Below are 24,359 nucleotides of genomic sequence, written 5' to 3'. Positions count from 1 at the left end.
GCGCGTGAACGGGCAGCCACGAGCCGGGGACGGCACGGGGAACGGCCGGGCGGACGGACCCGCCGCCGCGGTCGCCGCCGCCACCGCCCACTACCTGGCGGGCGAGCCGATCGAGATGTCGGCGCTGGCCGCCGAGCTCGGCGTGGGCCGGGCGACGCTGTACCGCTGGGTCGGCAGCCGGGAGCGCCTGCTCGGCGCCATCCTCGCCGAGATGACCGAGCGCACCTACCGGCGGGTGATGCGGGAGGTCACCGGGACCGGCGCGGACCGGATCCTGGACGCCCTGGAGCGCTTCATGCGCGCGGTGGTGGAGGCCGCCCCGCTGAAGGCGCTGACCGCGCGGGAGCCGGGGCTGTTCGTCCGGCTGGCCGCCGCGCCGGGACCGGTCGAGGAACGCGCCAAGGCCGTGCTGCTCCGGGAGCTGCAACGGGAGATCGACCGGGGCGCGCTCCGGGTGACGGTCCCCACCGAGACGCTGGCGCAGGCGATCGTGCGGATCGCCGACTCGTTCATGTACGCCCACTACCTGGGCGGCACCCGCCCGGAGATCGACACCGCCCTGGAGGTGATCGGGCTGCTGCTGCGGCCCGGCCCGGCGTCCGAGTCGTCCGGCAGCTCGGGCTCGTAGCGGGGGAACAGCAGCACCGCGCCGACCGCCAGGGCCGCCGCGCCGATCCGCAGGACCCCCCACAGCGGGTCCTCGGGCCAGTCGCCGCCGTACAGCAGCGTCCCGGCCAGCAGCAGGTAGGTCTTGGCGGCGATCGTGCAGACCGATATGCACACCACCATCCGGCACCGCTGCATCGCGATCATCGCCTGGGCGAGCCCGACCGGGACCGTCAGCCCGATCAGGTAGGGGTAGGGCGTGGCCAGCAGGTGCGGGCCCGTGCCCTGCTCGGCGTTGACGATGGCCAGCCCCTTGATCGCGACCTCTCCGGCGCCGAGGGCGATCCCGCTGGCCAGGCCGTAGGCCACGCCCGTGGAGGGGCGGGCGTGCCGCCCGGCGGGGCACAGGCCGTTCAGCACGAACAGCGCGACCGAGACCAGCACGGCGGCCGCGGTGGTCGCGAGCAGCGGGGACAGCGGCGGCAGCGAGCCGATCCCGGCCTGCTCGGGCCGCACCGACGCCCAGACCAGCAGCGTCGACAGCGCGAACAGTCCGAGGCCGCACCACTCGCGGACGGTGAGCCACTCGCCGAAGAAGGCGGTCCCCGTCCACACCAGCACCAGCAGGGTCGAGGCGAACAGCGGCTGGGCGATGCCCAGCGGCAGTTCGGCGAACGCGACGATCTGCAGCTCCATGCCGATCGTGAAGACGAACAGGCCGGTGAGCCAGATCGGGTCGCGCAGCACCGTGCGGAGCAGGAGCCCGGGACGGCTGCCGTGCAGCGGCGGCATCCCCGCCCCGGCCCGCTTGAACAGCGCCGCCCCCACGTAGTAGAGCACGACCGCCACTAGAGCCGTCACCGTCGGGCTCATGGCGCCGACCTCCTCCACAGTGTCGGCTCCGAGACACTCAAGTGATGTGTCTCACAAGACATCCGCCATGTTTGTCTCACGGTGGGAAAGCGTCAAGGGGTGAGCGGAAAGGTTATGGTTCGTCCGGTCAGGGCGGAGTGCGCCGAGCGCCGCAGGGAAGGAAACGATCGTGAGTGACATCCCCCGCCGCGCGGTGACGCGCACCGCGAAACTGGCCTCGCTGCCCCTCGGCTTCGCCGGGCGCACCGCCCTCGGGTTCGGCAAGCGCACGATCGGCAGGCCCGCCGAGGCCGTGGCGCTGGAGGTCCAGCGCCGCACCGCCGACCAGCTGTTCTCGGTGCTCGGGGAGCTCAAGGGCGGCGCGATGAAGGTCGGCCAACTGCTGTCGATCTTCGAGGCGGGGCTGCCGGAGGAGGTCGCCGGGCCGTTCCGCGCCAGCCTCACCCGGCTCCAGGAGTCCGCGCCGCCGATGCCCGCCGCCACCACCCACCGGGTGCTGGCCGAGGGGCTCGGCCCGGACTGGCGGGACCTGTTCGCCGAGTTCGACGACCGGCCCGCCGCGGCGGCCTCCATCGGCCAGGTCCACAAGGCCGTCTGGCACGACGGCCGCACCGTCGCGGTGAAGGTGCAGTACCCCGGCGCGGGCAAGGCGCTGATGAGCGACTTCAACCAGATCGCCCGGCTGAGCCGGCTGATCACCCCGCTGTTCCCCGGCGTCGAGGTCAAGCCGCTGGTCGCCGACCTGAAGCGGCGGCTGGAGAAGGAGCTCGACTACGACGACGAGGCCCGCGCGCAGACCGCGTTCCACGAGGCGTACGCGGGCGACCCCGACTTCGTGGTCCCGGCCGTCGTCGCCCAGTCCGGCCACGTGCTGGTCACCGAGTGGCTCGACGGGACGCCGCTGGCCAGGGTCATCGCCGAGGGGACGCGGGAGGAGCGCGACCGCGCCGGGCTGCTGCTGTTCCGGTTCATCCTGTCGGGCCCGGCCCGCTGCCAGATGATCCACATCGATCCGCACCCCGGCAACTTCCGGCTGCTGGACGACGGCCGCCTCGGCGTCATGGACTTCGGCGGCGCGGCCCACGTCCCGACCGAGCTGCAGTGGTCGATCGGGCGGCTGCTGCGCATCGGCACCCTCGGCAGTGGCGAGGAGATGGTCGCGGCGGCCCGCGCGGAGGGGTTCCTCGCCCCCGAGGGGGAGGTGGACCCCGAGCAGGTCGCGGCGATCGTCTCCCCGCACGTCACGCCGTTCACGCGGGAGCGGTTCCGCTACAGCCGGGAGTGGCTGCGGCGCGAGACCACCCGGGGCATGGGGGTGGCGACCGACATGCGGCCCGGCGCGCTGGCCCGGCACCTGCGGCTGCCGCCGCAGTACATGGCGGTCAGCCGGGCCCTGGCCAGCTGCGGCGGGGTGCTGTGCCAGCTGGAGGCCGAGGGGAACTACCGGGCCGAGGCGGTCCGGTGGCTGCCGGGCTTCGCCGACGACCCGGAGGAGACCGGGCAGGAGGGCGGCGAGGAGACCGCCTGAGCGGGATCTAGGCGGAGGTCAGGGCCCTGGCCTCCTCTTCCTCGATCCGCTGGTTCCACTCGCGCTTGCCGGCCTGCCAGCCGTCCTCGTCGCGGCCGAGGCGCCAGTAGCCGGAGATCGACAGCTGCTCCAGCGGCAGCCCCCGGTCCACCCGCAGGAAGCGGCGCAGCTCCTTGACGAACCCGGCCTCGCCGTGCACGAAGGCGTGGACGCGTCCCGCCGGGAACTCCAGCTCCCGCACGGCCGCCACCAGCGCCTCGCCGACCCGGCCCGCGCCCCGGTGCAGCCATACGATCTCCGCGCCGCCGGGGGCCTTCAGGTCCTGCTCCTCCAGCGGGTCCTCCACCTCCAGGAAGACGCGGGCGGGGGCGCCGCCGGGGAGGCGCTCCAGGGAGGCGGCGATGGCGGGCAGCGCGCTCTCGTCCCCGACCAGCAGGTGCCAGTCGGCCTCGGCGGCGGGCGCGTACGCCCCGCCGGGGCCGAGGAAGCGGATCCGGTCGCCGGGCTTGGCGCCCCGGGCCCACGGCCCGGCCAGGCCCTCCTCGCCGTGGTACACGAAGTCGACGGCCAGCTCGCGCGTGCCGGGGTCCCAGGCCCGCACGGTGTAGGTGCGGGTCACCGGCCACTGCTCGCGCGGCATCTCCTCGCGGATCCGCGCCATGTCGAACGGCTCGGGGTAGACGACGCCGGGCTGGGGGAACAGCAGCTTCACGTAGTGGTCGGTGAACTCGCCGGCGGCGAACTCCGCCAGTCCCTCGCCGCCGAGCACCACACGGATCATGTGCGGGGTGATCTGCTCGGTGCGCAGCACCGTGCCCACGTGGAGCCGTGGAGCCCTGCGCTCGGTCGGTGTCGCCATGCGTCCCCCTCGTTCGAAAGTACTTAGGTAAGCCTAACTTGCCACCGGGGGAGATGGTTCCGGCTCCACATTAATTTACTGGTGAAATACTTGCTAACCTTTTGGGCGACGCACACCGCCGCACGCGTCGAACGGGCCGAACGCGAGGGCCACCGCGCGCCGGTCGCCCTCGCCCCTACGAGCGTGCGCAGCCGGTGCCGGACACGGCGGAGGGGAACAACGGGTGACCGAACACGATCCGGCGAAACGTACTCCCGGAGAGCACGACCGCGCGGAACGCGATCCTGTGGAGCGTGACCTCGTGGAGCCTGGCGCGGTGCAGCGCGGCCCAGGGGAGCGCGACATCGTCGCCGGGGTCATCCGGCGGTGGCGGGAGATCGATCCGGGGCTCGACACCGCCCCGATAGCCGTGATCGGCCGGATCAACCGCTGCGCCGCGCTGCTCCAGCAGGCCGCCGACGCGCCGCTGGCCGGGGCGGGCCTGACCCGCGCCGAGTTCGACGCCCTCATCGCGCTGCGACGCCTGGGGCCGGGCGTGACGCCGGGCCGCCTGGCGCGCGAGACGTTCTCCTCCGGCGCCGCCGTCACCAAGCGCGTCCGCGCCCTGGCCGGACGCGGCCTCGTCGAGCGCCGCGCCGACGACCGCGACCGCCGCGTCCAGCACCTGGCGCTGACCGGCGAGGGCCGCGCCCTGGTGGACCGGCTGCTGCCCGCCCAGCTCGCCCACGAGGCGTCGCTGCTGTCGGACCTGCCGGACGAGCGCCGCGACGCGATGGCGCGGGGCCTCAGCGAGCTGCTCCTCCTGCTGGAGGGAAGGCTCGGCGGGCTCGTCGGCTGACCTTTACCCCCGGGGAGCGAGTCGGTACGTTCGGTGCACCGTGCGCCCCCGGGAGGAACCATGTCCGTGCTGGACGCCCTGCTCGCCGCGCTCACCGACGGAAGCGTCGAGGTGGTCGACCTGACGGCCCCGCTGTCGTCGGCCACACCGATCCTCCAGCTGCCCGAGCCGTTCGCCAACACCGTCCGGTTCCAGCTCAGGGAGATCAGCCGCTACGACGACCGGGGCCCCGCCTGGTACTGGAACGACGTGATCACCGGAGAGCACGTCGGCACCCACTTCGACGCGCCGGTGCACTGGATCACCGGCCGCGACGGCGAGGACGTCTCCCAGGTCGCGCCGCGCCGCCTGGTCGGCCCCGCCGTCGTGCTGGACGCCGCCGCGCACGCCGCGGACGACCCCGACTTCCTGCTGGAGGTCGACCACGTCCGCGACTGGGAGAAGGCGCACGGCCCGCTGCCCGAGGGCGGCTGGCTGCTGTACCGGACCGGCTGGGACGCCCGCGCGGGCGACCAGGCGGCGTTCCTCAACGCCGACGAGACCGGCCCCCACAGCCCCGGGATCTCCGCCGAGTGCGCCCGGTGGCTGGCCGAGGAGACCCCGATCCAGGGGATCGGCGTGGAGACCGTCGGCACCGACGCGGGGGCCGCGCACGGCTTCGAGCCGCCGTTCCCGTGCCACTCCTACCTGCTCGGCGCGGACAAGTACGGCCTCACCCAGCTACGGAACCTGGACCGCCTCCCGGCGCGCGGGGCCGTGCTGGTCGCCGCGCCGCTGCCGATCGTCGGCGGCTCCGGCAGCCCGGCCCGCGTGCTGGCGCTGGTCGAACGATGATCGTCGCCGAGGCGGTCGGGGCGGCGCTGGCCCGGCTCGGCGCCGACACCGTGTTCGGCGTGGTGGGCAGCGGCAACTTCCACGTCACCAACGCCCTGGTCGCCCACGGCGCGCGGTTCGTGGCCGCCCGCCACGAGGGCGGGGCCGCCACCATGGCCGACGCCCACGCCCGGCTGACCGGCGGGCTCGGCGTGGTGTCGGTCCACCAGGGACCCGGCCTGACCAACGCGCTCACCGGCGTCACCGAGGCCGCCAAGAGCCGCACCCCGCTGCTGGTGCTGGCGGGCGAGGTGGCCGCGTCGGCGGTCCGCTCCAACTTCCGGATCGACCAGGCCGCGCTCGCCACCGCCGTCGGCGCGGTCCCCGAACGCGTCCACTCCCCGCAGTCGGCGCTGGCCGACGTCGCCCGCGCCTGCCGCACCGCCCTCACCCAGCGCCGCACGGTCCTGCTCGGGCTGCCGCTGGACGTGCAGGCCGCCGAGTACACCGGGCCCGACACCACCGACCGGTCGCTGGCGTACGGCGCGCCGGTGCCGTTGCTGCCGCCGCCCCCGCCGCACGCGGTCGGCCGCCTGGCCGACCTGCTCGCCGACGCCGAACGGCCGGTGTTCCTGGCCGGGCGCGGCGCGCGCCTCGCCCGCGCCGGGGAACCGCTGCGCGCCCTGGCCGAACGCTGCGGCGCGCTGCTGGCCACCTCCGCCGTCGCGCGCGGCCTGTTCCGCGGCGACCCGTTCGACCTGGACGTCAGCGGCGGCTTCGCCACCCCCGCCGCCGCCGAACTGATCCGGGGCGCCGACCTCATCGTCGGGTGGGGCTGCTCGCTGAACATGTGGACGCTGCGGCACGGCGCGCTGGTCGGCGAGGGCGCGGCCGTCGCGCAGGTCGACCTGGACGCCGCCGCGCTCGGCGCGCACCACCCCCTCGACCTCGGCGTGGTCGGCGACGCCGCCGAGACCGCCCGCGCCGTCCTCGCCGAGCTGACCGCGCGCGGCCACGCCGCCGCCGGATACCGCTCGCCCGAGCTGGCCGGACGCCTGGCCCGCGAGTCCCGCTGGCGCGACCACCCGCCCGAGGACGACCCCGCCGACGGCCGCATCGACCCGCGCGTGCTGTCGATCGCCCTCGACGAGATGCTGCCGCGCGAGCGCACCGTCGCCGTCGACTCGGGCAACTTCATGGGCTACCCCGCCATGTACCTGGACGTCCCCGACGCCGACGGGCTGGTGTTCACCCAGGCGTTCCAGTCGGTCGGGCTCGGCCTGGCCACCGCGGTCGGCGCGGCGCTGGCCCGCCCCGACCGGCTGACGGTCGCCGCGCTCGGCGACGGCGGCGCGCTGATGTCGGCCGTCGAGCTGGAGACCGCCGTCCGGCTCGGCCCCCTGCTCGGCGCGGGCCTGCTGGTCGTCGTCTACGACGACGAGGCCTACGGCGCGGAGGTCCACCACTTCGGGCCCGGCGGGCACGCCCTGGACGCCGTCACGTTCCCGCCCGTGGACATCGCCGCCGTCGGCCGGGGCTACGGCTGCGCCGCCGCGACCGTGCGGCGCCCCGAGGACCTGTCGGCCGTCGCCGACTGGCTGGCCGGGCCGCGCGACCGGCCGCTGGTGGTGGACGCCAAGGTCACCCGGGAACGCCCGGCGTGGTGGCTGGAGGAGGCGTTCCGCGGCCACTGAACCGGGCGCCGGACCGGCTGCTGAACCGGCCATCGGCCCGGCCGCGGAAACGGCTACCCGTCAGTACCCCGTTCCGGCGCGGCCCAAGCCTTTGGAGCGTGCCAGCGAATTGGCGTTTTGTTGTCACCGCTTGCAGGTTGACCGTTTTCGCGTGCCCTACTTACCGTCGCGGCAGTTGTGCCTCACGTCACACCGCCCCGAGGAGGAGACATGGCGGAACGGCTGAGACTGCCCCCACTGGGCCGGGAGATGGCCGCCGAGTTCGCCGGAACGATGATCCTGATCCTGTTCGGCGTGGGGGTGGTCGCCCAGGTCGTCGCGGGCGGCATCGGCGACCACGACAGCATCGCCTGGGCGTGGGGCATCGGCGTGACGCTCGGCGTGTACGTGGCGGCCACCATCAGCGGCGGGCACCTCAACCCGGCCGTGACGTTCGCGCTGGCGGTGTTCAAGGGCTTCCCGTGGCGCAAGGTCGCGCCCTACATGCTGGCGCAGACGCTGGGCGCGTTCGTCGCGGCGCTGGTCGTGCGGTGGAACTACACCGAGGTGCTCGCCCGGTTCGACCCCGGCCACACCATCAAGTCGCAGGGCGTGTTCTCCACCCTGCCCGGCAACGGCACCCTGCCGGTGAGCACCTGGGGCGCGCTGCGCGACCAGATCATCGGCACCGCGATCCTGCTGTTCGTCGTGGTCGCCCTCACCGACCTGCGCAACCAGCCCCCGCTGGCCAACCTCGCCCCCGTGGTGATCGGGTTCCTGGTCGTGGCGATCGGCATGGCGTGGGGCACCGACGCCGGGTACGCCATCAACCCGGCCCGCGACTTCGGACCGAGGCTCGCCCAGTTCCTGACCGGTTACGGCGGCGCGTGGCGCGACCAGTACGGTGACCTGTACTTCTGGGTGCCGATCGTCGGCCCGCTGGTCGGCGGCGTGCTCGGCGCCGGGCTGTACGGCCTGCTCGTCGGGCGGAACCTGCCCGAGCCGGCCCGGCCCGACCCCACCCGGCCCGAGCCCCAGTACGACGTGAAACCCTGACCGACCCCCCTCATCCCCTCGACCCCAGAAAGCGAGAGTCGGATGGCCGACTTCGTCGGTGCGCTGGACCAGGGCACCACCAGCACCCGATTCATGATCTTCGACCACGGTGGCAACGAGGTCGCCCGCCACCAGCTCGAACACGAGCAGATCCTGCCCCGGGCCGGCTGGGTGGAGCACGATCCGATCGAGATCTGGGAGCGCACCCGCGCCACCGTGCAGTCCACCCTGAACAAGGCGAACCTCCAGGCGTCCGACCTGGCCGCGGTGGGCGTCACCAACCAGCGCGAGACGACCGTCGTGTGGAACCGCCGCACCGGCCGCCCCTACTACAACGCCATCGTGTGGCAGGACACCCGCACCGACCGGATCGCCTCGGCGCTGGAGCGCGACGGGCGCGGCGAGACGATCCGGCACCGCGCGGGGCTGCCCCCGGCGACCTACTTCTCCGGCGGCAAGATCCAGTGGATCCTGGAGAACGTCGACGGCGTCCGCGAGGCGGCCGAGAACGGCGAGGCCGTGTTCGGCAACATCGACACCTGGGTGCTGTGGAACCTCACCGGCGGCCCCGACGGCGGCGTGCACGTCACCGACCCGACCAACGCCAGCCGCACGATGCTGATGGACCTGGAGACCCTGGACTGGGACGACCAGCTGCTGTCGTTCTTCGGGATCCCGCGCGCGATGCTGCCGGAGATCAGGCCGTCGTCGGCGCCCGACCCCTACGGCGTGACCCGCGCCGACGGGCCGTTCGGCGGCGAGGTGCCGCTGAGCGGCGACCTCGGCGACCAGCAGGCCGCCACCGTCGGGCAGGTCTGCTTCTCCCCGGGCGAGGCCAAGAACACCTACGGCACCGGCAACTTCCTGCTGCTCAACACCGGCGGCGAGCTGGTCCGCTCCAAGGCGGGCATGCTCACCACCGTCTGCTACAAGTTCGGCGACCAGGCCCCCGTCTACGCGCTGGAAGGCTCCATCGCGGTGACCGGCTCGGCCGTGCAGTGGCTGCGCGACCAGCTCGGCATCATCTCCGGCGCGTCGCAGAGCGAGGCGCTCGCCGCGCAGGTGGAGGACAACGGCGGGGTGTACTTCGTGCCCGCGTTCTCCGGCCTGTTCGCCCCCTACTGGCGCAGCGACGCGCGCGGCGCGATCGTCGGGCTGTCGCGGTACAACACCAACGCCCACCTGGCCCGCGCGACGCTGGAGGCGATCTGCTACCAGTCCCGCGACGTGGTGGAGGCGATGCGCGAGGACTCCGGGGTGTCCCTGGACGTCCTGAAGGTGGACGGCGGCGTCACCGCCAACGAGCTGTGCATGCAGTTGCAGGCCGACATCCTCGGCGTCCCGGTGTCCCGTCCCGTGGTGGCCGAGACCACGGCGCTGGGCGCGGCGTACGCGGCGGGCCTGGCCGTGGGGTTCTGGCGCAACACCGACGAGCTGCGCCAGAACTGGAACGAGGACAGGCGCTGGCGCCCCCAGTGGGACGAGGACAAGCGAGAGAAGGGTTACGCGGGCTGGCGCAAGGCCGTCGAACGCACCTTCGGCTGGGTCGACGTCGACTGACCCGGCCCGTCCGGCCGCGCGCGGTCACCCGTACCGCCGTGCGCGGCCGGACGCCCGGTCACGCGCGCTCACCCGGAGGCCAGGCGCTCCCGTACCCGGTCGATGACCCGCATGACCTCCACCGACTCGGCCAGCGGCAGCAGCGGCGACTCGGTCAGCCCGGCGCGCAGGCAGCGAGCGACCTCCTCGGCCTGGTAGGTGTAGCCGTGCCCGGCCAGCTCGGCGGTCATCGTCTCCGGCTCGGCCCCGGTCCGGTACAGCGTCATCGACACCGGCCGGTAGAACGGCCCGGCCACCTCGATCCGGCCCTTGGACCCCACCACGGTCGCCGCGTGCGGCGAGTCGCCCATCAGCCCGCAGTGCAGCAGTGCCACCGCCCCCGACCGGTAGCCGAGCAGGATGCCGGTGTTGGCGTCCACGCCGGTGGGCGCCGGCGCGGCGGTGGCCTGGACGGTGTCGGGCGGGCCGAGCAGCGGCCAGGTGAACGACAGCGGGTAGCAGCCGAGGTCCAGCAGCGCGCCGCCGCCGAGCTCGGCGGACCACAGGCGGCCGGCCGGGTCGTAGGCCGGGGCGATGGAGAAGTCCGCGTAGACGGCCGACACCTCGCCGATCGCCCCGTCGGCGACCAGCTCGCCGAGCCTGCGCACCAGGGGGCTGAACCGCGTCCACATGCCCTCCATCGCGAACAGGCCGCGGTCGCGGGCGAGCGCCGCCAGCGCCTCGGCGTCGGCGGCCGAGGTGGTGAAGGGCTTCTCCACCAGCACCGCACGGCCGCCCTCCAGGCAGAGCCGGGCCGGTTCGTAGTGCATGGGGTGCGGCGTGGCGACGTACACGACGTCCACCTCCGCGTCGGCGGCCAGGTCGGCGTAGGAGCCGTGGGCCCGCGCGACGCCGTGGCGCGCGGCGAACTCCGCGGCCGTCGCCTCGCTCCTCGACCCGACGGCGACGACCCGGTGCCCGGGAAGGCGCAGCAGGTCCTCGGTGAAGACGGAGGCGATGCCCCCGGTGCCCAGGATTCCCCAGCGGATCGGTGTGTCACTCACCGTCCGATCCTAACGGCCCGGAGGCTTTCCCCGACCCTGATGATCATCTAGCATCGCCGTGCTCCTGACCTCGACCGGAGAGGATCTCCCGTCACATGACCCGACGTCTGCTCGGCGCGGCGCTGGCCGCCGTCACCGCCGGCGGCGGCCTGCTGGCCGCCGCCCCCGCCCACGCCTCCGCCACGAAGGGCGAGGTCGACTTCACCGGGATCGTCGCCCTCAGCAACTGCTCGGGCTCGATCGTGCGCGGCCCGCTCAGCCGCGACACCGACGCCGCCCTGGTGATGACCAACGGCCACTGCCTGGAGACCGGCATGCCGAAGGCGGGCGAGGTGATCGTGGACCGGCCGTCCGGCCGCACGTTCGACCTGCTGGACCGCACCGGCAGGAACGTGCTGGGCAAGCTCCGGGCGACCCGGATCGAGTACGCCACGATGACCGACACCGACGTCACGGTCTACCGGCTGAACACCACCTACCGGACCATCCGGCAGCGGTACGGCGTTTCCGCCCTGAAGCTTTCGCTGGCCCGCCCGCACGCCGGCACCCGCATCGCCATCCCCAGCGGCTACTGGCGGCGCACGTGGACCTGCAAGATCGACGGTTTCGCGTACCGGATGAAGGAGGCGGGCTGGACCTGGAAGGACTCCATCCGCTACACGCCCGAGTGCGACATCATCGGCGGCACCTCCGGCTCCCCGATCGTGGACACCCGTTCCAAGCGCGTGGTCGGCGTCAACAACACCGGCAACACCGACGGCGAGCGGTGCACCCTCAACAACCCGTGCGAGGTCGACCGGAACGGAAAGGTCACCGTCCGCCGCGGCATCGGCTACGGCCAGCAGACCTACCTGCTGGCGCGCTGCCTGACCCGCGGCAACGACGTGCGCCTCGACCGCGGCTGCAAGCTGCCCCGGCCCGCGAGGCGCTGACACCCCGCCACCGGCGGGCCTAGGCGGCCCGCGCCGGGTCGGCCGCGACCCGGCGCGGGCGCCAGGTCGCCATCAGCGCCAGGGCCAGCAGGATCTCGGCGAGGTCGCCGCCGTAGTACATCAGCTCGGCGCCGCCGCGCACCTGCTCGGCGGGGGCGGCGACGGGGAGCAGCCCCGCGTACAGCAGTTGCGCGAGGGTGGCGTGGGCGGCGACGGCGACACCCAGGACGACCAGGCGGAACGGCACCGACGGACGGCGCGGCGCGGGGTCGGGCCCGGCGACCACCCAGGCGAACACGCAGCCCGACACCAGGAAGTGCAGGTGGACCAGCTCGTGCAGCAGCGGGTCGGCCGTCGTCGCCCGGTACAGGGGCGTGGCGTACAGGACGTACAGGCCGCCCGCGTTCAGCGCCAGCGCGGTCACCGGGTGCGTCAGCGCGTGGACCAGGGGCCGGTTGAGGAGGCGTCCGAGGCGGTGGCCGCCGCGCCCGCTGGTCGCGCGCAGCGCCAGCGTCACCGGCGCGCCCAGCACCAGCCCGAGCGGCGCGTACATGCCGAGCAGCAGGTGTTGCAGCATGTGGCCCCGGAAGTCCTCGTGCGCGAACGCCGCCACCGGCGGGGCCAGCGCGACCATCAGCAGGACCGCGCCGGCCGAGAAGCCCGCGGTGCGCCACGCGCTCCAGCCGCGCGAGCCGTGCCGCTGCTCCCGCAGCGCGGCGGCCAGGTAGGCGACGAGCACCAGCGCGACCGCCGCCAGCGGCAGCAGCGCGGCCGCCGGGGCGTGGCCGCCGTGCGCCACGGTCACCGCGCCCCACCCCTGCGCTGGAGCAGCCAGCCGCCGGCGACCAGCAGCGCGCCCAGCGCCAGGAAGCCCAGGTCCCACCAGGTCTGGTTCGGGCCGGCGCGCACGTGGTGGACGCCGAGGAGGTGGTGGTCGATCACGCCCTCCACCAGGTTGAACAGGCCCCAGCCGACCGCCAGCCAGCCCCACAGCGCCCGGCTGCGCCACACCGGGCGGTCGGCACGGTTCAGCCGGGAGTACAGCAGCGCCAGCCCGGTCAGCACCGCCACCCAGGTGAAGACGTGGAAGAACCCGTCCCACAGCGTGTTCATCTCCAGCCCGGACACCGTCGTGGCGGGGTAGGGGCGCAGGCCCAGCCGGTCCTCGCCGGCGCTGGTCAGCATGTGGTGCCACTGGAGGACCTGGTGGAGCATGATGCCGTCGACGAAGCCGCCCAGGCCGACGCCGAGGACGACCCCCGGCAGCCCGAGCCCGGGACGGGGCGGGGACGAGGTGGTCATGCGGACTCCTTCCAGTGATCTCCGGCCCTCCTGCCCGCCAGGAGCGGCCGGACACCCCGGTCTCCGGATCCGGGGTGTCCGGATGCGGCGTTTCGCCGTTGTGCAGGGGGTAGGGCGATCCTCGTCCGGTATCCCGGAGGAGAGGGGGAGCCCGTGAAGGCGGTCACCTGGCACGGCCGGCGCGACGTGCGCGTGGACACCGTTCCCGACCCGGCCATCAAGGAGCCCACCGACGCCATCGTCAAGATCACCACGACCGCGATCTGCGGTTCGGACCTGCACCTGTACGAGGTGCTCGGGCCGTTCATGGGGGAGGGCGACATCCTCGGCCACGAGCCCATGGGGATCGTGGAGGAGGTCGGGTCGGAGGTGTCGCACATCCGGCCTGGTGACCGGGTGGTCATCCCGTTCAACGTCTCCTGCGGGCACTGCCACATGTGCGGGCTGGAGCTGTACGCCCAGTGCGAGACCACCCAGAACCGCGAGCACGGCACCGGCGCGTCCCTGCTCGGCTACACCAAGCTGTACGGGCAGGTGCCCGGCGGCCAGGCCGAGTACCTGCGCGTCCCGCAGGCCCAGTTCGGGCCCGTCAAGGTGCCCGAGGGGCCGCCCGACGAGCGGTTCGTGTACCTGTCGGACGTGCTGCCCACCGCCTGGCAGGCCGTGGCGTGGGCCGACGTCCCCGACGGCGGCTCGGTCACCGTCCTCGGCCTCGGGCCGATCGGGCAGATGTCCTGCCGCGTCGCCCGCCACCTGGGGTACCGCGTCATCGGCGTGGACCTGGTGCCCGAGCGCCTGGAGATGGCCCGCCGCCACGGGGCCGAGGTCGTGGACGCCGCCGTCACCGACGACGTCCCCGGCGCGGTCCGGCAGCTCACCCAGGGCCGCGGCACCGACTCGGTGATCGACGCGGTCGGCATGGAGGCGCACGGCTCACCGGTCGGCAAGCTCGCCCAGACGCTCACCGGGCTGCTGCCCGACCGTGCCGCCGCCCCGCTGATGACGCGCGCCGGGGTGGACCGGCTGGCCGCCCTCACCCAGGCCATCGAGATCGTGCGGCGCGGCGGCACCATCTCGCTGTCCGGCGTCTACGGCGGCATGGCCGACCCGATGCCGATGCTCCAGCTGTTCGACAAGGGCGTCACGCTCCGGATGGGGCAGGCGCACGTCAGACGCTGGATCGACGACCTGATGCCGCTGGTCCTCGACGACGCCGACCCGCTCGGCGTGGCGGACCTGGCCACCCACCGGCTGCCGCTGGACCGGGCCCCGCACGCCTACGAGATCTTCCAGAAGAAGCAGGACGGCGCGATCAAGATCCTGCTGGAGCCGTGATGCGCGGCCCCCTCCGGCGCAGCGCCGGCGGCAGCGTGCACACCACGGTCAGCAGCGCCACCGCCGCCAGGGCCCATCCGGTCGCGTACTCGGCGTGCCGGGTGGACCCCGGCCCGGCGGCCGAGGTCAGGAACAGCGTCCCGACGGTCGCGATGCCGATCACCTGGCCGAGCTGCGTGAGCGTCAGCAGCAGGCCGCTGCCGTCGGCGGCGTCCCCGGCGGGGACGTGCGCCAGCGTCGCGTTCATCGCGATCGGCATCACGCCGAGGCCCGCCCCGATCACCACGGTCAGCAGCAGGTGGGCCGGGCCGCCCCCGGCCAGTGGGCCGACGAACAGGTAGCCCAGCGCCGCCACCCCGTACCCGATCGGCACCAGCGGCCGGTGCCAGCGCTCGGGCAGCCGCTGCCAGCGCGTCGACACCAGCGCGAACGCCGTCACGCACGGCACGAACGCCAGCCCCGAGGCCAGCGGCCCGTACCCCAGGTCGCCCTGGAGGTGCAGGGTGGTGGTGAACAGGAACGCCGCCCACGTGCACGGTCCCAGCAGCACCCCCGCGGCGGCGGACGGCACTCCCGGCGCGCGCAGCACCCGCAGGTTCACCAGCGGGCGCCCGCCGCGCGCCGCGACCCGCCGCTCCACCACGACCAGCAGCGCCACCAGGACCGGGCTCGCCGCCAGCGACACCCACCCCCACACCGGCCAGCCCAGCTCGTGCCCGAGGATCAGCGGCACCACCAGCGCCAGCACGGCCGGGGTCAGCAGCAGCAGGCCCGGCAGGTCCAGCCCGCCGTCCCCGCGCTCCTCCCGGCGCGGCAGCACGCGCGGCGCGGCGAGCATCAGCGCCAGGCCGACCGGCACGTTCACGAGGAACACCGGCCGCCACCCGCCCAGCACGTCCGCGCCCACCAGCAGCCCTCCCGCGACCTGCCCGGCGACGATCCCGCCGGACACCACGGCCGAGAAGACCCCGAGCGCGCGGGCCCGCGCCGCCCCGGTGTACTCGCGCTGGATCAGGCTCATCACCTGCGGCAGCATCAGCGCCGCCGCCGCGCCCTGCGCGAACCGGAACGCCACCAGCGTCCAGGTGTCGGGCGCGAGCCCGCACGCCAGCGACGCCGCGGTGAACGCGGTCACCCCGATCCGGAACATCCGGCCCGGACCGGCCAGGGCGCCCAGCCGCGCCCCGGTGACCAGCAGCACCGCGTAGGCGATCACGTATCCGGCGACCACCAGTTGCAGGCCCGCGCCGGAGGCGCCGAGATCGGCGCGGAGCGTCGGCAGCGCCACGTTGACGATGTTGACGTCGAGAAGGGACATGAACTGCCCGGTCAGCAGCACCGCGAGCAGCGCCCCGCCGGGCCGCCGGGCCGCCGCCGCAGGAGAGGACGCCGACCGGTCGGTCATCGTTGTCATGGCTCCAGCGTCGGGGCGCTCCGGTACCCGTAACGAGAGCCCCGCGATACTGGTACCGACAGCACCTGGCACACGCCGGGCCGATCCCCGAGGGTGGTGGGGTGAGCACGATGACCCGGACGGCCAGGCCGGACCGCAGGCGCACCGAGCTGGCGGCGTTCCTGCGCAGCCGCCGCGCCCGCATCACGCCCGAGGACGTGGGCATGCCGCCCGGCCCGCGCCGCCGCACCCCCGGCCTGCGCCGCGAGGAGGTCGCGCAGCTGGCCGGGGTCGGCGTCACCTGGTACACGTGGCTGGAGCAGGGCCGCCCGATCAACGCCAGCCCCCAGGTCCTGGACGCGGTCGCCCGCACGCTGCGCCTCGACGGCGCCGAACGCGCCCACCTGTACCGCCTCGCCGAGACGCCCGAGCTCCCGCGCCCCGCCCCCGCCGCCGGGCTGCCGGAGGACCTGCCGGCCATCCTCGCCGGGCTGGACCCGATGCCCGCCTGCGTCACCAACGCCCGCAGCGACGTGCTCGCCTGGAACAAGGGCTACGCCGCCCTGTTCCCGTTCCTGGTGAACGCGCCCGAGGCCGAGCGCAACACGCTGTGGATGACCTTCACCCTCCCGCCGTGCTGCAACCCCTTCGTCAACCTCGCCGAGGAGGGACCGCTGTTCGTCGCCGCCTTCCGGCACCGCTACAGCCGCCACCTGGGCGAGCCGGGCTGGCGGGACTTCGTGCGGCGGCTGTGCGCGGCCAGCCCCGAGTTCGCGCGGCTGTGGGCCCGGCAGGACGTCGCCGAGACGGGGACGCGACTGAAGGTGTTCCGGCACGCGGCGGTGGGGGAGGTCGCCACCCGCGCCACCGCCTTCGACGTGTCCGGCACCCCCGGCGCCCGCATGGTCGTCTACCACCCGGTGTCGCGGGAGGACCGCGAACGCGTCGAACGGCTGATCGACGACCCGGGCGCGCCCGTGCTCGACCACGTCCACTGATCAGGCCGATCGGGTATCCCTCCGCCGAGGACGGGTAGGCAGGGACGGTCCGTCCGTGCCGACACGAGGAGGAGGGACATGGACTACGACCGTCTCCGCGAGCTGGGACAGCAACTGCGGGTCGACGCGGTCCGCGCCGCCGACGCCGCGGGATCCGGGCACCCCACGTCGTCGATGTCGGCGGCCGACCTGATGGCGGTGCTGCTGGCCGGGCACCTGCGGTGGAACCCCGCGACCCCCGACGACCCCGGCAACGACGAGCTGGTGTTCTCCAAGGGCCACGCCTCGCCGCTGCTGTACGCCCTCTACGCCGCCGCCGGGCTGATCGACGACGAGGAGCTGCTGACCTTCCGCAAGGAGGGCAGCCGCCTGGAGGGCCACCCCACGCCCCGGCTGCCGTGGGTGAAGGTCGCCACCGGCTCGCTCGGCCAGGGGCTGCCGGTCGGCGTCGGGATGGCGCTGGCCGCCCGCCGCCTGGACCGCACCCCCGCCCGGATCTGGGTGCTGTGCGGCGACAGCGAGCTGGCGGAGGGGTCGATGTGGGAGGCGTTCGAGCACGCCGGGCACGAGGGCCTGGACAACCTCACCGCCGTCGTCGACGTGAACCGGCTCGGGCAGCGCGGCCCCACCCGCCACGGGTGGGACACCGCCGCCTACGCCCGGCGCGTCGGGGCGTTCGGCTGGCACACCATCGAGATCGACGGCCACGACGTCGCCGCGATCGACGCCGCCTTCCGGGAGGCGCGCGAGACCACCGGCCGCCCCACCGCGATCCTCGCGCGCACCAGGAAGGGCCGGGGCGTTGGCGCGGTGGAGGACCGGGAGGGCAAGCACGGCAAGCCGCTGCCGGACGCCGAGGAGGCGGTCGCCGAGCTCGGCGGCCGCCGGAACCTGCGGGTCGAGCCCCGCCTGCCCGACACCAAGGACCACCCCGCCCGCCCCGAGCCGGGTGCCCTGGAGCTGCCGCGCTTCGACGTGGGCGACCAGGTCGCCACCCGCGAGGCCTACGGGAGGGCCGTGGCGGCCCTGGGCCGCGCCCGCGCCGACGTGGTCGCGCTGGACGGCGAGGTCGGCGACTCCACCAAGGCCCGGCACTTCGCCGAGGAGCACCCCGACCGGTTCTTCGAGATGTACATCGCCGAGCAGCAGCTGGTCGCGGCGGCGGTCGGGATGCAGGCGCGCGGCTGGCGGCCGTACGTGTCGTCGTTCGCGGCGTTCCTGTCCCGCGCCTACGACTTCGTGCGGATGGCCGCCGTCAGCCGCGCCGACCTCAACCTGGTCGGCTCGCACGCGGGCGTCGCGATCGGCGAGGACGGCCCGTCGCAGATGGGGCTGGAGGACCTGGCGGCGTTCCGCGCCGTGCACGGCAGCACCGTGCTGTACCCGTGCGACGCCAACCAGGCCGCCCGGCTGGTCGCCGCGATGGCCGACGCCGAGGGCGTCCGCTACCTGCGCACCAGCCGCGGCGAGACCCCGGTCGTCTACGGGCCGGACGAGGAGTTCGTCATCGGCGGCAGCCGGGTGCTGCGCTCCTCCGGCGAGGACAAGGTCACCATCGTCGCGGCCGGGGTGACGGTGCACGAGGCCCTGAAGGCCGCCGACCGGCTCGCCGCCGCCGGGGTGCCCGCCCGCGTCGTCGACCTGTACTCGGTGAAGCCGGTGGACGCCGCGACGCTGCACGAGGCCGCCGACGCGACCGGGCGGTTCGTCACGGTGGAGGACCACTGGCCCGAGGGCGGCATCGGCGACGCGGTCATGGACGCCTTCGCCGACGGACGCCCGGTGCCCCGCATGACGCGTCTCGCGGTGCGGACCATGCCGGGGTCGGCGACGCCCGAGCAGGAGCTCAGGGCCGCCGGACTCGACGCCGACGCCATCGTCGCCGCCGCCCACGACCTGGCGGTGACCGACTGACGCGCGCCGCCGGTCCGTGGCACAGGGCGGCCACGGACCGGCGGCGCTCCGGCCTGGTCCGTCGGGTCGGGGAGAGCGATGATTCTCCCCATCGACGCGGGACGGCGGAAGCGGGATCCTCCCGGAAGGAGACGGCGATGACCCACGACCCGGCGCTGCGGGCCCTGGACCGGCTGGTCGGCACCTGGAAGATCACCGGCGGGCACCAGGGCACGGTGACCTACCGGTGGCTGAACGACTTCTTCCTCCATCAGGACGTGCGGTTGGGCGACACCCACGGCTTCGAGATCATCGGACGGGAGCGTCCGCTGACGGCCGAGCCCGGCGCCGACATCAGGTCCCGCTACTACGGCGACGACGGCAGCACCCTCGACTACACCTACGAACTCGACGGCGACACCCTCACCATCTGGGCCGGCGACCGCGGATCCCCCGCCTACTACCGGGGCACCTTCAGCCCCGACGGCCGCACCCTCACCGGAGCCTGGGTCTACCCGGGCGGGGGAGGCTACGACTCCAACGCCGAACGCGTCGGGTAGCGCCGCGACCGGCCGACGCGCGTGGGGCTCAGGGACGCGCCCGCGCCGCCCAGCGGTCCCGGGCGCGCCCCACCCGGTCCAGGTGGTCGGCGTAGCCGCGCTCGTGGAACGCCGCGCGCCCGGGGTCGGGCTCGACCGTCGCCGACGGCCGCGTCCAGGCGGCCGTGTCGAGGTCGATGCCGTGCCGGGCCGCCGCCGCGAGCACCGCGCCGCGCGCCCCGGTCTCCGGGCCCGCCGCGACGCGCACGGGCCGCCCCAGCACGTCGGCGAACATCCGCAGCCACGCCGCGCTGCCCGTCCCGCCGCCGCACACCGTCACCGAGCCGCGCAGGCCCGCCGCCTCCAGCAGGTGCCGGGCCGCGTAGGCGATCCCCTCGCAGACGGCGCGCACCAGCTCGGCGCGGGTCGTGCGCAGGCTGACGCCGGTGAACTCGGCGCGCGCGGACGGCTCGACGAACGGCGACCGCTCCCCGGAGGGCGCGAAGAACGGCAGCACCGCCACGCCCCCGGCGCCGGGCGCGGTGCCGTCCAGGATCGCGTCCAGCTCGCCGTGGGAGGTGCCGGTGGTCTCCAGGACCCAGTCCAGCCCGGCGGTCCCGACCATCGCGGCCATCACCCGCAGCCACCGGTCCGGCTCCGCCGTCGCGAAGTGGAACCCCGACGGCTCCCCGGACAGGTCGAGCACGTCGGTGACCACGTCGCACACCAGGCTCGTGCCGATGTTGAGCAGCCCGTCGCCGGGCTCGGCGACGCCGCCGCCGATCGCCGCGGCCGTCACGTCCGTCGGCCCGGCGGCCACCGGCGTCCCGGCCGGCAGCACCGCGCCGGCGACCGCCGCCGCGCCCGGCAGCGGGTCGTGGACCGGCGCGAACAGCCCCGCGCGGTGCCCGAGCCCGCACGCCTCCAGCACGGCGGGGGAGTAGTCCCGGCCGCGCGGGTCGAGGAACGGCACCGAGGCGTCGCTGACGTCGGTCGCCCGCACCCCGGTGAGCCGCTGGAACACCACGTCCTTGACGTAGGCGGCGGTCGCGGCGGCGTCCAGCACGGCGGGCTCGTTCCGGTCCAGCCAGGCCAGCAGCGGGGCCGCGCAGCCGGGGAAGACGGTGTTGCCGGTCGCCCGGTAGACCGCCTCGGCGGTGCCGTCGGCGATCCACTCCCCGACGATCCCGGCCGCCCGCCCGTCCATCCAGGAGATCCCGCGCCGCACCGGCCGCCCCGCGGCGTCCACCGGCCACGCCCCGTCGCCCTGCGCGGTGATCCCGGCCAGCGCGGGCGCGTGGCCGCCGCACACGGCCCGCGCGACCCGGGCCACGGCCGCGAAGACCTCCTCGAAGTCCTGCTCCACCCGGTCGCCCTCGGCGACCAGGGGCGCCCTGGCGCGTTCGACGGCGAGGATCCGCCCGTCCCGGTCGAAGGCCGCGGCCTTGACCACCGAGGTGCCGATGTCGATCCCGACGAACATGCGCGGGAGTCTACGCGCGGGGACCGTCCGCGCCGTCCGGGGTTGCCGGGAGCCGGACGATCCGTCATCATCGTCGGCATGATCTTCAGGAAGGGCGGTCACCGCCCGGGCCGTTGAGCCCCACCCCGCCGGTCTGGGAACCGGCTGCGAGCGCGCTTCTCGCGCACGTCGAACCCCTGCCTCACCCGCGACGCATGCGGGAGCTGGCCCTGCACGCCCGGACGCACGCCGGGACCCCGTACCTGAGCGCCCTGCTCGGCGAGCTGTCGGCGGGCGGCCCCTACGAACGCCGCACCGCGCTCCACCTGGCCATGGCCGCCCGCGACCTGCCGTACGTCGCGGGCGTGCTGTCCGGCCCCGACATGGACCTGCGCCGCGCCGCCCTGCGCGCGGTGCGCACCCTGCCCATCCCCGACGACGCGGTGGCGCGCGTCCTCGACGACGCGCCGTCCGGCCTGCGCCGCGCGTTCTACAAGGCGCTGCGGCACGGCGGCCGCTCCGCGCTCGCCGACCGGCTGCTGCCGCTGGTGCGGGAACGCTGGGGCGACCGCGAGGCCGCCGCGCTGCTGCCCGCGTGCGGCCCCGAGGCCGTCGCCCGCGAGCTGCCCGGACTCGCCCACGCCGTCACCGCGTGGCGCGCGGTCGGGGCGCGGCACCCGGGCGCGTTCCTCGACCAGGCCGGACGGGAGCTGACCGGCGCCGGATACCCCCTCCGGTGGTGGCGGCGACGCGGAAACGGCTTCGCGTGGGCCGCCCGCGCCGAACCCGAACGGGCCCTGGAGGTCGCCGAGCGCCACCGTCTCGGCGCCTGCGCGCGGGCCTTCCCCGCCGCGGCCGTCACGGCGCTGGCCGGTGCGGACCCGGTGCGGACGATGCGCCTGGCGCTCACCCCCGGGACCCGCCGCTGGGATGTTCCGTCCGCGTTCCTCCGGCATCTGCGGGCCTGCCCGGACGAGGCGCTGGGCGCGGCCCTCCCGGCCGAGCCCCACAGCGCGCGGCCCGCGATCGCGGCGCTGCCGCCGTCCCGGCGGGCGGGGGTCGTGGACCGGCTGCGCGAGCGCGCCCCGGGCAGGTTCGCCGGGGACGGGGCGCGGTGGCTGCTGGACGTGCTGCCCACCGACCGGGCGGCGGCCGAGGCGCGCCGGATCCTGGACTGGCACGCCTCGGTCTGGCACTCGTCCCGCTCCCGGCTGGACGACCCGAACCTGCCCCTGATCCTCGCCTCGCACCTGCCGTACGAGGAGGCGGAGGGGACGCTCGCCGCGGCGGCGTTCGGCGGGGACCCGCGCCGCCGCGGGCTCGCCCGCTCCCTGCTCGTGCGGTGCGCCGCGCGGACCGGGGACGCCGGACGGCTGCGCGCCCTGCTGGCCGACCTGGTCGACCGCACCCGCAACGAGCAGGACCCGCTGCGGGGCGAACTGCTCACCGTGCTCGCGAAGGTCCCGCCCGGACTGCTGGACGACGCGTGCGCCGAACCGCTGGAACGCCTCGCCGCCGCCGTCGCCGAGGCGCGCGACACCTCGCCGACGACCGTGCGGGCACTGCTCGCCCTGGCGGGCCGCGTGCTGCGCCACCACCCGTCCGGGGCGCTCGCCGACTGGGCGGTCGGCGTCCACGGGAGGCTGGCGGTCCGCTTCGGCGCGGAGGCGTTCGCCCCACCCGACCCCGAGCCGGATCCCTACCGCCGGAGACGGCGGCGAGGCCCACGGCCGGACCGGCGGGATCCCGCGGTGCCCCGGGAGCGCGAACGCGACCTGTTCGGGGCGCTGCTCCCGGCCCTGCGCGCCGCGCGGGAGAGACGCGACCTCACGTTGGCCGTGGCGGTCGCGCGGTTCCTCGGCCGCCGCGCCGCCGCGTTCGGCGAGCTCCAGGACGACCTGCGCGCGGCGGTCCTGACCGCTCCCGAGCCGGTCGCCCGCGCGGCCGCCGCGTTGTGGTCCGGCGACCCGGCCGACCTGGTGGCGGCCGACCCGTCCACCGTCGTGCTGCCCGAGGTGTGGCGGGCGGTCGCCGCGCGCCGCACCGACCTGCTCGACACGGGCCTGCTCGACACAGGCCTGCTCGACAGCGTGCTCACCGATCCCGCCGCGGGCAACCTCGCGGACGCGGCCCGCCTCTGGTCACCGCCGGTCGAGGGCGGGGCCGCCGGACGCTGGACCCCGGCGCAGCGGCGCCTGGTCCGCGACCGGCTGCTCGCCGACGCCGCCGACGAGACCCGCCCGGTGGCCGCCCGTGCCACCGCGCTCACGTCCCTGGGACGCCTGCCCGGCGGCCTGGACGCGCTGCGGCCGTGGACCGGCCACGTCGAGGTCGTGCTCGCCGAGGCCGCGATGGAGGCGCTGGGCGGCGTCGACCATCCGGACGGCGCGGTGCCGGTCCTGCTGGACCGCGCCCGTGGTGACGCCTCCCGCGTCGCCGTGGCGGCCCTCGCGGGCTGCTGCGCGGCGCTGCCGCCGTCCCGGCTGGGCGGCCTGCTCGACGGGCTGCTGACCGGACCTGCGGGCAAGGTGACCGTCCGCAAGCAGGTCGCGCGGCTGCTGGAGCGCCACCGCCCGCCCGGCGCGGCCGACGCGCTGCTGCGCGCCTGGAACGACCCGGATCTGCACCGCGACGTCCGGATCGCCGTGGCGGGCGCGCTGCGCCGCATGTCCGAGGACCCCCGCGTCTGGGACGCCCTCGGCGAGGCCGCCGGACCCTACGCGAGCGAGCCGATGCTGCGCGCGCTCTGCCAGGCGACACCGGCCGAGTACGCGCCGCGGGACCGGCCCCGGTACGCGGCCCTGATGCGGCGGCTGGTCGTGGCGGCGGAGGGGCCGGGCGTCCGGTTCCGGGTGAACAAGGCGTTCGGGAGCTGGGCGCGCTGGTACGAGGACGGCTTCGCTGACATGCTCGCCGCCGTCGCCGACCCGGCGGCGGCCGAGGGCGAGGTGGAGTCCCTGCTGCTGGGGGCGCTGCTGCGGGCGGGCGTCGTCGGGGTGGAGGTCTGCGACGTCCTGGCCCGGCTCCTGGCCGCCGAACGCGACCCCCGCACCCACCGGCGCGTCGGCGGGGTGGCGCGGAGCATCCGTTCCGTGCTCGTGACGGTGCCGGGCCGCGACGAGCTGTTCCGCCGCGCGGTGGCCGTGCTGGCCGCCGACCCGCTCCATCTGGAGGAAGCGGTGGACCTGGCCGCCGCCCGCCTCGACCGGTACCTCGACGACGAACCGGACGCCGGGGAGCTCGCCGACGAGGTGGAGGCGATCGCCGTCCTCCTGCGCGACCGCCCCGTGCTGGCCTCCCGTACCGGCGACAGGCTGCGGCACAAGCCGTACCGGCGTGAGGTCGGCTCCGCCCCGGCGCTGGTGCGGCCCGCCGCCCGCAGGCTCGTCCGGCGCGGCGACCTGGCGTCCCACCTGCTGGCGGTGAACCTGGTCGGCTCCTACGGCGCGGCGGCGGGCTGGGACGGCGGCTGGCGCGAGCTGCTGGAGGAGCTGCGGCGTTCCCCGCACGTCGAGGTCCGGCAGGACGCCTGGAACGTCGAGGCGGAGCTCCACCCCGCCGTTCAGGATCCCGCCGTTCAGTAGTCCGCCAGACCGGCCCGTGCCGCCTCGACCCCGGGCGGCACGGGCCGCCGGGCGCGGGCCACCGCCGGGAAC

20 protein-coding genes are annotated in these 24,359 nt (G+C 75.3%); 13 read left to right on the top strand and 7 right to left on the bottom strand.

Going from position 1 to position 24,359, the window contains the following annotated elements; genetic code table 11:
• Positions 1–4: 4 nt before the first annotated feature.
• Positions 5–628, top strand: a complete 624-nt coding sequence (locus AKI01S_RS11400; RefSeq protein WP_083999360.1) for a QsdR family transcriptional regulator — start codon at positions 5–7, stop codon at positions 626–628.
• Here AKI01S_RS11400 and AKI01S_RS11395 read toward each other — a convergent pair.
• Positions 523–1,479, bottom strand: a complete 957-nt coding sequence (locus AKI01S_RS11395) for a hypothetical protein (protein WP_157419775.1) — start codon at positions 1,477–1,479, stop codon at positions 523–525. The two genes, AKI01S_RS11400 and AKI01S_RS11395, sit on opposite strands and share 106 nt — an antisense overlap.
• Positions 1,480–1,648: 169 nt before the next feature.
• On the opposite strand from AKI01S_RS11395, the gene AKI01S_RS11390 reads away from it, so the two are divergent.
• Positions 1,649–3,007: an ABC1 kinase family protein gene (locus tag AKI01S_RS11390; protein WP_067814791.1), complete on the top strand. Its 1,359-nt coding sequence runs from the start codon at positions 1,649–1,651 to the stop codon at positions 3,005–3,007.
• 7 nt (positions 3,008–3,014) lie between these two features.
• Here the strand turns inward: AKI01S_RS11390 and AKI01S_RS11385 are convergent, their stop codons facing one another.
• A complete protein-coding gene (locus AKI01S_RS11385) occupies positions 3,015–3,866 on the bottom strand; it encodes a siderophore-interacting protein (RefSeq protein WP_067814789.1) in 852 nt (283 codons plus the stop codon).
• Between the two features lie 301 nt (positions 3,867–4,167).
• Here AKI01S_RS11385 and AKI01S_RS11380 point away from each other — a divergent pair, with 301 nt between their 5' ends.
• The 5 genes from AKI01S_RS11380 (at position 4,168) to glpK (ending at position 9,806) form a co-directional block, all read left to right on the top strand.
• Positions 4,168–4,704, top strand: a complete 537-nt coding sequence (locus tag AKI01S_RS11380) for a MarR family winged helix-turn-helix transcriptional regulator (protein WP_245681575.1) — start codon at positions 4,168–4,170, stop codon at positions 4,702–4,704.
• 60 nt (positions 4,705–4,764) lie between these two features.
• Positions 4,765–5,538, top strand: coding sequence for a cyclase family protein (locus tag AKI01S_RS11375; protein WP_067814787.1), 774 nt, complete (start codon positions 4,765–4,767; stop codon positions 5,536–5,538).
• On the top strand, positions 5,535–7,211 hold the full coding sequence (locus AKI01S_RS11370) for a thiamine pyrophosphate-binding protein (RefSeq protein WP_067814786.1): 1,677 nt from the start codon (positions 5,535–5,537) through the stop codon (positions 7,209–7,211). Before AKI01S_RS11375 ends, AKI01S_RS11370 begins: the two co-directional genes overlap by 4 nt.
• A 210-nt stretch (positions 7,212–7,421) precedes the next feature.
• On the top strand, positions 7,422–8,246 hold the full coding sequence (locus tag AKI01S_RS11365) for an MIP/aquaporin family protein (protein ID WP_067814784.1): 825 nt from the start codon (positions 7,422–7,424) through the stop codon (positions 8,244–8,246).
• A gap of 42 nt (positions 8,247–8,288) precedes the next feature.
• Positions 8,289–9,806 (top strand): glycerol kinase GlpK, encoded by a 1,518-nt coding sequence (gene glpK / locus AKI01S_RS11360; protein WP_067814782.1) that lies wholly within the window; start codon positions 8,289–8,291, stop codon positions 9,804–9,806.
• Between the two features lie 68 nt (positions 9,807–9,874).
• On the opposite strand, the gene AKI01S_RS11355 is transcribed toward glpK, so the two are convergent.
• Positions 9,875–10,849, bottom strand: coding sequence for a Gfo/Idh/MocA family protein (locus tag AKI01S_RS11355; protein ID WP_067814780.1), 975 nt, complete (start codon positions 10,847–10,849; stop codon positions 9,875–9,877).
• A 95-nt stretch (positions 10,850–10,944) separates the two neighbouring features.
• On the opposite strand from AKI01S_RS11355, the gene AKI01S_RS11350 reads away from it, so the two are divergent.
• A complete protein-coding gene (locus AKI01S_RS11350; protein WP_067814778.1) occupies positions 10,945–11,781 on the top strand; it encodes a S1 family peptidase in 837 nt (278 codons plus the stop codon).
• A gap of 19 nt (positions 11,782–11,800) precedes the next feature.
• Here the strand turns inward: AKI01S_RS11350 and AKI01S_RS11345 are convergent, their stop codons facing one another.
• Both AKI01S_RS11345 and AKI01S_RS11340 read right to left on the bottom strand, forming a co-directional pair.
• Positions 11,801–12,586 (bottom strand): cytochrome c oxidase assembly protein, encoded by a 786-nt coding sequence (locus tag AKI01S_RS11345; RefSeq protein WP_067814776.1) that lies wholly within the window; start codon positions 12,584–12,586, stop codon positions 11,801–11,803.
• Positions 12,583–13,083 carry a DUF2243 domain-containing protein gene (locus tag AKI01S_RS11340; protein WP_067814774.1) on the bottom strand — a complete coding sequence of 167 codons (501 nt, stop codon included), beginning with the start codon at positions 13,081–13,083 and terminating at the stop codon, positions 12,583–12,585. Before AKI01S_RS11340 ends, AKI01S_RS11345 begins: the two co-directional genes overlap by 4 nt.
• A 153-nt stretch (positions 13,084–13,236) precedes the next feature.
• Here AKI01S_RS11340 and AKI01S_RS11335 point away from each other — a divergent pair, with 153 nt between their 5' ends.
• Positions 13,237–14,418 carry a zinc-dependent alcohol dehydrogenase gene (locus AKI01S_RS11335; RefSeq protein ID WP_067814772.1) on the top strand — a complete coding sequence of 394 codons (1,182 nt, stop codon included), beginning with the start codon at positions 13,237–13,239 and terminating at the stop codon, positions 14,416–14,418.
• On the opposite strand, the gene AKI01S_RS11330 is transcribed toward AKI01S_RS11335, so the two are convergent.
• Positions 14,396–15,832 carry an MFS transporter gene (locus AKI01S_RS11330; RefSeq protein ID WP_067814770.1) on the bottom strand — a complete coding sequence of 479 codons (1,437 nt, stop codon included), beginning with the start codon at positions 15,830–15,832 and terminating at the stop codon, positions 14,396–14,398. The genes AKI01S_RS11335 and AKI01S_RS11330 overlap by 23 nt on opposite strands.
• A 110-nt stretch (positions 15,833–15,942) precedes the next feature.
• Here AKI01S_RS11330 and AKI01S_RS11325 point away from each other — a divergent pair, with 110 nt between their 5' ends.
• From AKI01S_RS11325 to AKI01S_RS11315, 3 genes are all read left to right on the top strand, one after another.
• Positions 15,943–16,809 carry a helix-turn-helix transcriptional regulator gene (locus AKI01S_RS11325; protein WP_067814768.1) on the top strand — a complete coding sequence of 289 codons (867 nt, stop codon included), beginning with the start codon at positions 15,943–15,945 and terminating at the stop codon, positions 16,807–16,809.
• A 15-nt stretch (positions 16,810–16,824) separates the two neighbouring features.
• Positions 16,825–18,723 (top strand): transketolase, encoded by a 1,899-nt coding sequence (locus tag AKI01S_RS11320; RefSeq protein ID WP_281186043.1) that lies wholly within the window; start codon positions 16,825–16,827, stop codon positions 18,721–18,723.
• 137 nt (positions 18,724–18,860) lie between these two features.
• Positions 18,861–19,262: a hypothetical protein gene (locus tag AKI01S_RS11315; protein WP_067814764.1), complete on the top strand. Its 402-nt coding sequence runs from the start codon at positions 18,861–18,863 to the stop codon at positions 19,260–19,262.
• A gap of 28 nt (positions 19,263–19,290) precedes the next feature.
• Here AKI01S_RS11315 and AKI01S_RS11310 read toward each other — a convergent pair whose 3' ends face one another.
• A complete protein-coding gene (locus AKI01S_RS11310; protein ID WP_067814762.1) occupies positions 19,291–20,724 on the bottom strand; it encodes an FGGY family carbohydrate kinase in 1,434 nt (477 codons plus the stop codon).
• Positions 20,725–20,918: 194 nt separating this feature from the next.
• Between AKI01S_RS11310 and AKI01S_RS11305 the strand changes: the two genes are divergently transcribed.
• The gene (locus AKI01S_RS11305) at positions 20,919–24,287 is read left to right on the top strand and encodes a hypothetical protein (RefSeq protein ID WP_067814760.1); all 3,369 of its coding nucleotides are present in this window, start codon (positions 20,919–20,921) and stop codon (positions 24,285–24,287) included.
• Positions 24,288–24,359 lie beyond the last annotated feature (72 nt).

This window comes from Actinomadura kijaniata NBRC 14229 (assembly GCF_001552175.1).
In the GTDB taxonomy this organism is placed as follows: Bacteria; Actinomycetota; Actinomycetes; order Streptosporangiales; family Streptosporangiaceae; genus Spirillospora; species Spirillospora kijaniata.
This window is presented reverse-complemented; position numbering and strand designations above follow the sequence as displayed.